An 11,086-nucleotide genomic window follows, 5' to 3' on the forward strand; every position below is an offset into this window, starting at 1 on the left:
ACTTGTGTTCTGAGGTGTGCTCTTCCGATCTACGGCAGCGCCCGACCGGGTCCGACCGGGTCCGCCCCGCCTTGGTCCGCCCGGGTCCGCCCCGCCTTGGTCCGCCCGGGTCCGCCCCGCCTTGGTCCGCCCGGGTCCGCTGGCGTGCTGATCCGGGTTCGCTGTCGGCGGCCGGTCAGGGTCCACGACAACTTCAGGGAGGTTGCTGCCTCCAGCGCCTTGGAGGCAGCAACATCCCTGAAGTTGTCGTGTGCTTGTCCTGTTCCGCCGATCTCACCCTGGTGATCATGGGGTTGGCGGGGGCTTTGATCTCTTTCGGCCCGGTCATCCCATGATCACTGGCGGCGTGGGTGGGTGGGCTGGCGGGTTGGTGGGCTGGTGGGCTGGTTGATTGGCGGGTGGGGACGGGCGGGTGGGGGTCTACTACCGGGGGTAGGATTGGTTTGTGACTCGGTTGGGCGATCTTGAGCGTGCGGTGATGGACGTGCTGTGGGACGTGGTTCCCGGCACGTCGGACGGGGTGACCGTGCGCGAGGTGGCCGACGCGCTCGATGGCCGTGAGCTGGCGTACACCACTGTGATGACGGTGCTGGACCGGCTCGCCGGCAAGGGCATGGTGCAACGGGAGCGGGAGGGTCGGGCCTGGCGGTATCGTCCGGCGGCCAGCCGCGAGGCGCACATCGCTCAACTCATGCTCGACGCCCTCGACCTGGGTGGCAGCCGGGACGCCGCGCTGGTGCGCTTCGCCCGCTCGGTGACCGGCACCGAGGCCGAGGTGCTGCGAGCAGCCCTGGGCAATGAAGCCGGCCTGACCGGGCCGGGCTCCACCGGCGGCGACGCGGGCAGGGCCGACTCCCTGACCGACCGGGTGGACGGGCCGGCGGGCCGACGAGCCGCCGGCGAGACAGCGGAGCGGTAGGGCGCGCGCCATGGCCTACGCCGTGCACTTCGCCGCCACGATGCTGGCCTGCTATCTGACCGCCCAGGTGTTGGCCCGTTCCACCTGGACGTGGCGCAGCCCGCGGGTGGCGATCGTCTGCTGGCAGGCCGTCGGGCTGGCGTTGGGCCTCTCGGCGATGGGCCTGCCCATGGCGCTCGGGTTGAGCGCGTACGACCGGTCGACCGGTAGCGCACTGCTCGCCCTGGCCAACGACCTCGCCCACGGCGCCCTGCCGATCGGGGTGGGCACGTTCCACCTGGCCGGCGTCGGCGTGGGCTTCGGCATCGGGGCGGTGCTGGTCACGACGACCGTTCGCAGCATCCACGGCACCGTACGCGCCCAGCGTCGCCACCGGGACCTGCTCTCCCTGGTCGCCCGGAACGACCCGGCCGCGCCAGGCGCGCTGGTGTTGGATCATCCGAGCGCGGCCGCGTACTGCCTGCCGGGCGTGAAGCCGCAGGTGGTGATCAGCGCCGGCACCCTGAGCCTGTTGGACCGGGCCGAGTTGGCCGCGGTTCTCAGCCACGAGCGTGCGCACGCCCATGAGCGGCACGACCTGGTGCTGCTGCCGTTCACGGCGCTGTGCCGGGCGCTGCCGTGGTTCGGCTGGGTGCGCGACGCGCACGAGCGGGTCGCCCTGCTGGTCGAGATGCGCGCCGACGACAAGGCCCGCGAGCTGCACGCCGAGGCACCGCTGGCGGGTGCGCTGCGCCGGTTCGCCGCCGCGGGGCACCGGATCACCCCGGCCGGCGCGCTCGGCATGGGCGACCGGGATCTCGACGTACGGGTCCAGCGCCTGCTGGTCAGCGACCGGCCGCCCCGGGTGCTCGGCGCCACCGCCCTCGCGGTCGCCACCACGCTGGTCGCCCTCCCGGTCACCCTCTTCCTGAGCTGACGCACACGGGGCACCCCCAGCGGCAAGACGCTGCCCTCACACCCCACACCGCCGAGCCGACCACCAGATCCAGGCTGTCGTCCCTGACCGCCCCACCCCGCGTCGGCCTCCCCCGTCGATCTTGCAGTTTCGGTCGTCGATAAGCGTTGAATGCGCCCTTTGCCGGGACAGAAAGTGCAAGATCGCGGCACGGCCGGGTTTGATCATGGGGTTGTGGTGCCTGGTTTTTTCTCGCTCGGCTTTTTACCCACCACAACTCCATGATCGACGGGGCGGGGCGGTGACGGTCCCGGGGCTCTGCGGCATGAGGGTCGTGGTTCAGCGCGAGCTTTATTACTACGTTACGTAGTAGTATTTTCTACGACGTGGCGTAGTAGAAGTTACCAGTAGGCTCGCTACGTGTAGGGTGGCTACGACAAGGGAGCCAACGCTATGGAGGGCTGGTCATGGACACCCTGCTCCTCGCCCGCCTGCAGTTCGCCACCACTACCTCGATCCACTTCCTGTTCGTGGTGGTCACACTCGGGCTGATCACCCTGCTCGTCGGCATGCAGACCGCCTGGGTGCTCACCGGCAACCCCAAGTGGGAGCGGCTGACCCGCTACTGGGGCCAGCTCTACGTGATCAACTATGTGCTCGGCATCGCCACCGGAATCGTGATGGAGTTCCAGTTCGGGTTGAACTGGAGCGGCCTGTCGCGCTACGTCGGCAACGTGTTCGGCGCGCCCCTGGCCATCGAGACGCTGGTGGCGTTCTTCCTGGAGTCCACCTTCCTCGGAATGTGGATCTTCGGCTGGCACCGGCTCGGCAAGGGCGTCCACCTCGCGCTGCTCTGGGGCGTGGCGATCACCGCGTACGCCTCGGCGTTCTGGATCATGGTGGCCAACTCGTGGCTCCAGAACCCGGTCGGCTACGAGGTCCGCGACGGGATCGCCCACCTCACCGACTTCGGCGCGCTGCTCAGCAATCCCAGCCTCGGAATGGCCTTCGGGCACGTGGTCTCGGCGGCGCTGCTGGTCGGCGGGATGCTGATGGCGGCGGTCAGCGCCTGGCACCTGATCCGGCGTACCCCGGACTTCGCGCTCTTCCGCACCTCGCTGCGGATCGGCCTGGTCACCGCGGCACTGGCCATCACGATGGTGCAGGGCTTCGGTTTCGCCCAGTTCGGCCCGGTGGGCTCGGTGCAGCCGACCAAGTTCGGCGGCGACAGCCCGGAGAGCCAGGCGCTGATCGCCGAGTGGACAACGCGGTTCGGCCCCGGCGACTACACCCCGCCGGTGCTGGCCAGCGTCGGGTTGGGCTTCATGATCCTGATCGGCTTCACCCTCGGCTGCGTCTGGCTCCTGCTGCCCCTGCTCTTCCGGGACTGGGTCATCCGACTGCGCTTCCCGCTCTGGCTGATCCTGCTCGCCCTGCCACTGCCGTTCATCGCGGTGATTCTCGGCTGGATCTCCCGGGAGGTCGGCCGTCAACCCTGGGTGGCGTACGGGCTGCTCCCCACCGAGCAGGCCGTCTCCCCGGTCAGCGCCCCGCTGATGCTCGCCTCGCTGATCGGGTTCAGCCTGCTGCTGGGCACCCTCGCCGTCACCAACTGGGTGCTGCTCGCCCGGCACGCCAGACGCGGCGCGGCCGACCCGGCGCTCGGCCGCCCACCGGTACCGCCCAGCGAGCCGGCCCACCCCGAACCCGCCCTCCTGTAGAGGAGTAGACAGTGGACCTCGCCTGGTACACCCTTCTCGGCTTCTTCTTCGCCAGTTACCTGGTGCTCGCCGGCTACGACTACGGCGTCGGGCTGCTGCTCGCCCGGGGCGTCGGTCCGGGCGAGCGCCGGGAGGCGCTCACCGCGCTCGGCCCGTTCTTCCTCGGCAACGAGGTCTGGCTGGTGGCCGCCATGGGCATTCTCTTCGGCGCGTTCCCCCTCCTGGAGGGCGAACTGCTCGCCGGCTGCTATCCGGCAGTCGCCGGTGCCCTGGTCGGCGTCATCCTGGTCACCGTCGGGGTGCAGTTGCGCAGCCGGCCCGGTGACGAGCGGGTCCGCGCCCGCTGGGACCGCGTCGTGGTGATCGGCAGCGCCCTCGCCGCGCTGGGCTGGGGTGTGCTGCTCGCCGCGCTGTTGCAGGGCGTACCCCTGAAGGCCGACGGGCACGTCGCCGGGGTGACACACCTGGCCACCCCGTTCGCGGCCGCCGCCGGCCTGGCCATGGTCACCCTGGTCGCGGTGCACGGAGCGACCTTCCTCACACTGCGACTGTCGGCCGAGGCCGCCGCCGTGGTCGGCCGCACGGCCCGCCGGCTGGTGCCGGTGGCGCTCACCGCGGTCGCCCTGGCCACCGTTGTGGGCCTGCTCTCCGCCCGGGTACGCGACGCCGTGCAGCGGCCGACGGTGGCCGTACTCCTGCCCGTGCTGCTCGTGGCGGCGCTGCTGGCGGCCCGCGCGGCGCTGGCCCGGCGGCGGCCGGGGTGGGCTCTGGTCGCCACCGGCGCGGCCCTGGCGCTGCCGGTTCTGCTGGTCGGAGCAGCTCTCTGGCCCTACGTGCTGGTGTCCACGACCGACCCGGACGCCTCGCTGCGGGTGGCCGACGCGGCCGCCAGCGCGCCGACCCTGCGGCTGCTGGGCTGGGTGGCGCTGCCGCTACTTCCGGCCCTACTAGGCTTCCAGGCGATGTGCTGGTGGGTTTTCCGAGGACGGACCGACGGTAGGGCACCGGTGTACTGGTGAGCCGCCGTCCGTTCGACCCGCGTCTGCTGCGCCGGGTCCCTGCGGCCCGGGGCGATCTTGCCGTGCTCGCGCTCCTGGGGGTGCTGGCCGCCGGGTTGATCGTGGCGCAGGCCACCGCGCTCGCGTCGCTGCTGGCCACCGCGATCGACGGTCGGCTGGATCGACCGGCGCTGGCCGGCTTCGTGGTCGCGGTCGCCGCCCGCTCGGCCCTGGTGTGGGCGCAGGGCACTGTCTCGGCGCGGGTCGCCGCCACGGTCAAGGCCACGCTGCGGGCCGACCTGCTCGGCGCGGTGGGCCGGCACGGGCCCGGGTGGGTGGCCGGGCAGCGGGCCGGTGAGATCGCCACCCTGGCCGGGCGTGGGTTGGACGCGCTGGACGCGTACTTCACCGGGTACCTGCCGCAACTGGTGCTCAGCGTGACGGTGCCCCTCGCGGTGCTGGCGCGGGTCGTCTTCGCCGACTGGAGTTCGGCGGTGATCATCGCGCTGACCCTGCCGCTGATCCCGGTCTTCGGCGCACTGCTCGGCTGGCAGGCCCAGGCCGCCACCGAGCGGCAGTGGCGGCGGCTCGCGCTGCTCGGCGGGCACTTCCTGGACATGGTCGCCGGGCTGCCCACGCTGCGCGCGTTCGGGCGGGCCCGGGCACAGACCGACGTGGTACGCCGGATGGCCGACGGGCACCGCGTCGCCACCATGAAGACACTGCGGATCGCGTTCCTCTCCGCGCTGGTCCTCGAACTGGTCGCCACCCTCTCGGTGGCGCTGGTCGCGGTGCCGGTCGGCATCCGGTTGCTCGGTGGCGGGCTGGCCCTGCAGACCGCGCTGCTGGTGCTGCTCCTGACCCCGGAGGCGTACCTGCCGTTGCGGGCCGCCGGCAGTCGCTTCCACGCCAGCATGGAAGGGCTGGCCGCGCTGGACGAGGCGTTGACCGTCTCCGCCGCACCCACCGCGCCCCGGGCCGCCGAGGGCGCCTCCGTCCCCGACGCGCGGGCCGAGATCCGGTTCGAGGGGGTGACGGTGGCGTACGAGCGGACCACAGCGCTGCGCGACGTGACAGTGACCATCCGACCCGGCGAGCGGATCGCCATCATCGGGCCCAGTGGCGCCGGCAAGAGCACACTGCTCGGCCTGCTGCTGGGTTTCGTGACGCCGACCAGCGGCCGGATCACGGTGGACGGGGTCGACCTCGCCACCGCCGACCCGGACGCCTGGCGCCGACAGCTCGCCTGGGTACCGCAGCGGGCGCACCTCTTCGCCGCCTCGCTGGCCGACAACATCCGCCTCGGCGCACCGGACACCCCGGCCGACGTACTCACCGCCGCGGTGCACGACGCCGCCCTGGACGACGTGGTGGCCGGGCTGCCCGACGGCCTGGACACAGTGCTCGGTGAGCGCGGCCACGGGCTGTCCAGTGGGCAGCGGCAGCGGGTGGCACTGGCGCGGGCGTTCCTGCGCTCCGCCCCGGTGGTGCTGCTCGACGAACCCACCGCCCGACTCGACACGGCGGCCGAGGCGGTGGTGCTCGACGCCACCCGTCGCCTGGTCGCCGGGCGGACGGCGCTGCTCGTCGCACACCGACCGGCGTTGCTGGCCGACGCCGACCGGATCCTGCGCATCGAGGACGGTCGGGTCACCGAGTTGACGCCCGAACCGACCGGGAAGGCCGCCAGATGACCGGGCAGAAGGGGTCGGCACCGGCCGGGCGGGCCGCCGCCGGGCGGGCCGCCGCCGGGCGGGCCGCCGCCGAGCGGGCGGTGCTGCGACTGGCCCGGCCGTACCTGGGCCGCCTGGTCGGCGCCGGGCTGCTGGCGGCCGCCACCGAGTTCGCCGGCCTGGCCCTGATGGCCACCGCCACCTGGCTGCTGATGAGCGCCGCCGGTCAGCCTCCGCTGGACCGCCTCACAGTGGCGATCGTCGCGGTCCGGGCGCTGGCGATCAGCCGTGGCGTGTTCCGCTACACCGAACGACTCGCCGGGCACGACGCGGTGCTCCGCATGATCACCGACGTCCGGGCCCGGGTCTTCGCCACCCTGGCGGCCCGCCGTGGCACGGCGCACCGCTCGGGGGACGTGCTGAGCCGCCTGGTCTCCGACGTGGAGGCCGTCCAGGACCTGCTGCTGCGGGTGCTGGTGCCCGCCTCGGCGGCGGCAGTGGTCGGTGTGACGGCGGTCGCCGTGGCGGCGCTGATCTCACCACCGGCCGCCGGGGCGCTCGCCGTCGGGCTGCTGGTCGCCGGGGTGGCGCTGCCCGCGTTGGCCACCGTGGTCACCCGCCGCAGCGCGGCCGAGGTGGCCCCCCTGCGGGGCGCGCTGGCCACCGACGCGATCGACCTCACCCACGGTGCCGCCGACCTGGCCGCGTTCGGGGCGACCGACATCACGCTGCGCGCCGCCGAGCAGCGCGCCCACCGGCTGGCCCGGCTGGAACGTCGGCTGGCCGCCACCGGGTTCGCCGTGGACGCGGCCGGCGTACTGGCCGCCGGCGTGACCGCCGCGGCGGTGGTGCTGGTCGCGCTCGCCGCCGACGTGCGGGGGGTGCTGGTGGGCGTCCTGGCCGTCGGCACCCTGGCCGCCGTCGAGGTGACGCTGGCGTTGGTAGCGGCGGCCCGGCAGTGGACCCAACTGCGGCCCGGCCTGACCCGGGTGGCGGACCTGCTCGACACCGATCCGCCGACCGCTCCGACGGCGACGACGACGGCGACGACGGCGACGGCGACGGCGACGACGGCGACGGCGACGACGGCGACGGCGACGACGGCGACGGCGACGGCGACGGCGACCGGTCCAACGGACCTGACCGGGCCGCACGACCTGCGCTTCGTCGACGTGACAGTGCGGTACCGGGCCGGCGCGGCACCCGCCCTGGACGGGGTCAGCCTGGACCTGCCGGCGGGACGCCGGATCGCGGTCGTCGGCCCGAGCGGCGCCGGCAAGAGCACACTGGCCGCCGTGCTGACCGGCACCGTCCGGCCCGCGTCCGGCCGGGTCACCCTGAACGGTCAGGACCTCTCGGCGTACGCCGAGGAGGCGCTGCCGCGCGCTGTCGGCGGGCTGCTGGCCGAGGCGTACGTCTTTCATGCCACGGTGCGGGAGAACCTGCTGCTCGGGAGGCCCGCAGCGGGCGAGGAGGAGCTGACCGGGGCCACCGCCGCCGCCGGCCTGCTGGACTGGGTCCGTGCCCAGCCAACGGGCTGGGACACGCTGGTCGGCGAGGAGGGCGGGCAGCTCTCCGGTGGGCAGCGGCAGCGGTTGGCGCTCGCCCGGACACTGCTCGCCGCGCCACCGGTGCTGGTGCTCGACGAGCCCACCGAAGGTCTGGACCCGGCCGCCGCGGACGCGGTGCTCGCGTCCGCCCTCGCCGCCACCCCCGCCGGGCACTCGGTGCTGCTGATCAGCCACCGGCTCAGCGGGCTGGCCGAGCTGGACGAGATAGTGGTCCTGGACGGCGGTCGGGTGATCCAGCGCGGTCGGCACGCCGAGTTGGTGGCGGCCCCGGGCTGGTACCGGGACCAGTGGCTGCTCCAGGCCGCGGCCGAACGGGGTTACCTGGCGCTCGCCCCCTGACCCGGCTCCGGGGCGGACCAGGGTTCTCCCGGACGTCGACCGGCCGGGGTCCGTGGCAGGGTGGTGCCATGTGGCGCGGTGAGGACGTGATGGTCGACGAGCACCTGCGGGAGCTGGCCGCCCGGTTGCAGGGGCCGGCGCGACTCAAGTCCGACCTGCTGACCGAGGCCCGGCACGGGTTGCTGGACGCCGTGGAGGCGTACCGCGAGAGCGGGGTGCCACCCACCGAGGCGCAACGCAGGGCGGTGGCCGAGTTCGGCTCACCGGCGCAGGTGCTCCCGTCCTGGCAGGCCGAGCTGGCGGTGGGCGCCCTGCGTGGACTCTCCCTGCGGATGCTGGCGGTCGCCGGGGTGGGGGTGGCCGCCGGCGATCTGACCTGGCGCGGGGCGAGCTGGAGCGACGGCCCCCGCCCACCCGCCGGCTACCTGCTGCTCTCCAACTCGGTCGACTGGATCTGGATGAGCACGCTGCTGCTCTCGGTGGCCGGCCTGCTGGTGGTCCGGGCGAGCGCACGGGCACCCCGGCCGGGCCTGGCTCTGGCCCAGCGTGCCGTGGGCACCGGCCTGACCGGCGTCCTGATCCTCGGCATGGTGGCCGGCGGTGCCCTCTTCACCTGGTCGTTGAACCTCTGGGAGGCGGCGCTGCACTGGCCCCCGATGATCATCGGAGCCGTGTTGGTGGGAGGCGCCTACTTCTCGCTCACCCGCGCGGCGCGGGGCTGGCTGCTGGCCACCACCCGCTGATCACCGGCCGGCGCGAACGGGCCAGCCCGGAGTGGGCGCGCGTCAGCCGTGGGCGCGTCAGGCCGGGGTGGGCGGGCTGCCGGAATCAAGGAACCGGCCGACGGTCAGTTGGAACTCGCGCCAACCGGCCCGCTCCCCGGCCAGCGCCCGCCGGCCGGAGTCGGTGAGCTGGTACGTCCGCCGTTCCCGGCCGCTGACAGTGCTCCAGGTGCTCGCCACGTGACCGGCGCGTTCCAGGCGACGGAGCGCCGGATAGATGGTGCCGGTGGGCAGATCCAGACTGCCGTCACTGCGGGCGCGCAGCGCCTCGATGATCGCGTAGCCGTGCAGCGCGCCCTGTTCGAGCACGGCGAGCAGCAGAGCGTCGAGATGGCCGTGCAGCGCCTGGGCCTTCATGCGTAGCTACGCTACTTGTCGAACCGTCACTTCGCCAGCGACCACGACCAGCAGGTCGGACCCGTGCGCCAACCGGCCACCGGGGTGCGGGCACCGGTCACCCAGGGCCGCCGACTAGGGTATGTGCCCAGAGTCACTCGCCGGTCAGAGACCCCGGTGGGTGGGCAACCCGAAGCACACGGAGGTCAGCGTGGCCCGCCAGTCGCCCCAACGGCCCGACGCCGACGAGCCCGAGCTCGACGACACCACCGGCGCGGCCGAGCCAGACGAGGTCGAGACCGACCGCCCGTCGGCGTCGATCGACCGTTCACTCTGGGACGAGCTGCGCATCGACCCAGTGGAGATCGCCCTGCCCGCCGGTACCGGCTTCACGCTCCGGGCGTACCGACCGGCCAGCTCGCTGACTCCGACCGACGTGACCGAGCGCGACCAGGACGACCCGTTCCTCGCCCGCCGCCAGGCGATCGAGGAGGAGGACGAGGACGACGAGACCGTCGTCATCCTCGACGAGGAGCTGGCTCAGGAGTTCGCCGACGAGGACGACGAGTCGACGCGCCGCCGGGACGGCGCCGCCACCGACACCGGGACCGACGACGAGTCGGACGAGGCAGTCGCGGACGAGGCGGACGACGAGGAGGTGCCGGTCTTCCTCAGCAACCGGGGCAAGCTGCTGCTGTTCAAGACCCCCGAGTCGCTTGTCAGTTTCATCCGATCCGGTGCGCCCAACGATCTGTCCCAACTGGACAGCTGGAATGAATTGTCCGAACGGGTGGAGCCGGCAGATATCGCTCCGCTGGACGAGGACACCTACGAGCTCGACCTGGTCGTGGAGAACCTGCGCGGCGGGCACGACACGTGGGATTCGACCCTGCTGATCGAGGCGGGCGAGGCCGCGCGTGACCTCTCGTACGCATTGCGGCTGCCTGCGGTACTCGACATGCTCTCGGCCGGCTCCAGCCTCGACGACCTGGACGAGGCTCTGCGTGGCACCGCCAACGGCGGGATCGGCGCGTTCATGGCTCGGCGACGGCTGAAGAAGATCGGGGCGCAGACCGCAAGTTTGGGTTGGCGCACCATTGTCGGCAAGATCTCTGCGGTGGTGGACTGGCGCGACTGACCCGTACCGGGGAGCATCAGTTGCTGGCAGAGGAAAGACCTGTCCCGGGAGGAGGACGACGCCGTGGCGCTCGTGCGCGTTTACTGCGGTCTGGCCTCGGCGGATCCGGCTGACCGACCGGCCTCCGCCGGTTCGACGCTGACGTCCGCTGTGGTCGACGACGCAGGCCGTCTGCTGCATGTCTGCGAGATCAGCGATGACGCCGCTGGCTACGCCCAGCTCGTCGCGCTGCTCGTGGAGCGGTCGGGCGGGCCGAGCGGTGCGGCCATCGCCGCCGACAGCGACGACCACACGGTCACGTCGCTGCTGAGCGCGGCGGGGCGACCCCTGGCGATCGCTGACGACGACTCGGTGGACGACTTCGCCGAGCGCTTCGCCGACGACGACTCTCTTGAGGAGATGCAGTCGCCTCCGGCCGAACGGCGGGCGGTCGGCCTCGCCCGCGCGTTGCAGGCTGGGGCGCTCTCCGCCGTCACCCTGCCGGCGCCCCGGGACCTCGCCGGATACAAGCAGGTGCTCTCCGCGCACGCCGCGCTGGCCAGTGGCCGGCACTCCGCCGCCGTGGCGCTGCGCGAGGTTCTGCGTGAGCTCTACCCGGCGGCCCTGCGCGCCTACCCGGACCCGGCCGAGCCGGTCTCTCTGGCAGTGCTGGACGCGCTGCCCGAGCCGGGCATGCTCGGCGGCACCGTGGCCCGGGGCCGCGAGGTGTCGGTC

At 73.0% G+C, this 11,086-nt stretch carries 9 protein-coding genes and 1 pseudogene; 9 read left to right on the forward strand and 1 reads right to left on the reverse strand.

Annotation, left to right across the window (positions count from 1 at the left end):
* Positions 1-445: 445 nt before the first annotated feature.
* The 7 genes from ABZ749_RS18355 (at position 446) to ABZ749_RS18385 (ending at position 8,859) form a co-directional block, all read left to right on the forward strand.
* A complete protein-coding gene (locus ABZ749_RS18355; protein ID WP_357229222.1) occupies positions 446-919 on the forward strand; it encodes a BlaI/MecI/CopY family transcriptional regulator in 474 nt (157 codons plus the stop codon).
* 10 nt (positions 920-929) lie between these two features.
* The gene (locus tag ABZ749_RS18360) at positions 930-1,835 is read left to right on the forward strand and encodes a M56 family metallopeptidase (RefSeq protein WP_355009493.1); all 906 of its coding nucleotides are present in this window, start codon (positions 930-932) and stop codon (positions 1,833-1,835) included.
* Between the two features lie 446 nt (positions 1,836-2,281).
* Positions 2,282-3,535 carry a cytochrome ubiquinol oxidase subunit I gene (locus ABZ749_RS18365; RefSeq protein ID WP_357229225.1) on the forward strand — a complete coding sequence of 418 codons (1,254 nt, stop codon included), beginning with the start codon at positions 2,282-2,284 and terminating at the stop codon, positions 3,533-3,535.
* 11 nt (positions 3,536-3,546) lie between these two features.
* Positions 3,547-4,554, forward strand: a complete 1,008-nt coding sequence (locus tag ABZ749_RS18370) for a cytochrome d ubiquinol oxidase subunit II (protein WP_357229227.1) — start codon at positions 3,547-3,549, stop codon at positions 4,552-4,554.
* On the forward strand, positions 4,551-6,227 hold the full coding sequence (gene cydD / locus ABZ749_RS18375) for a thiol reductant ABC exporter subunit CydD (RefSeq protein ID WP_357206514.1): 1,677 nt from the start codon (positions 4,551-4,553) through the stop codon (positions 6,225-6,227). The genes ABZ749_RS18370 and cydD overlap by 4 nt, the downstream gene beginning before the upstream one ends.
* On the forward strand, positions 6,224-8,116 hold the full coding sequence (gene cydC, locus ABZ749_RS18380) for a thiol reductant ABC exporter subunit CydC (RefSeq protein ID WP_357229229.1): 1,893 nt from the start codon (positions 6,224-6,226) through the stop codon (positions 8,114-8,116). The genes cydD and cydC overlap by 4 nt, the downstream gene beginning before the upstream one ends.
* Before the next feature lie 68 nt (positions 8,117-8,184).
* Positions 8,185-8,859, forward strand: a complete 675-nt coding sequence (locus ABZ749_RS18385; protein ID WP_357229232.1) for a permease prefix domain 1-containing protein — start codon at positions 8,185-8,187, stop codon at positions 8,857-8,859.
* Between the two features lie 57 nt (positions 8,860-8,916).
* On the opposite strand, the gene ABZ749_RS18390 is transcribed toward ABZ749_RS18385, so the two are convergent.
* Positions 8,917-9,255, reverse strand: coding sequence for a helix-turn-helix transcriptional regulator (locus ABZ749_RS18390; RefSeq protein WP_357206520.1), 339 nt, complete (start codon positions 9,253-9,255; stop codon positions 8,917-8,919).
* 160 nt (positions 9,256-9,415) lie between these two features.
* Between ABZ749_RS18390 and ABZ749_RS18395 the strand changes: the two genes are divergently transcribed.
* Together ABZ749_RS18395 and ABZ749_RS18400 are read left to right on the forward strand one after the other, a co-directional pair.
* Positions 9,416-10,372: a DNA primase gene (locus ABZ749_RS18395; RefSeq protein ID WP_357229234.1), complete on the forward strand. Its 957-nt coding sequence runs from the start codon at positions 9,416-9,418 to the stop codon at positions 10,370-10,372.
* 39 nt (positions 10,373-10,411) lie between these two features.
* Positions 10,412-11,086 (forward strand): annotated as a pseudogene (locus ABZ749_RS18400) (transposase); the annotation flags it as partial.

Origin of the sequence: Micromonospora sp. NPDC047753 (assembly GCF_040642735.1) — a bacterium.
In the GTDB taxonomy this organism is placed as follows: Bacteria; Actinomycetota; Actinomycetes; order Mycobacteriales; family Micromonosporaceae; genus Micromonospora.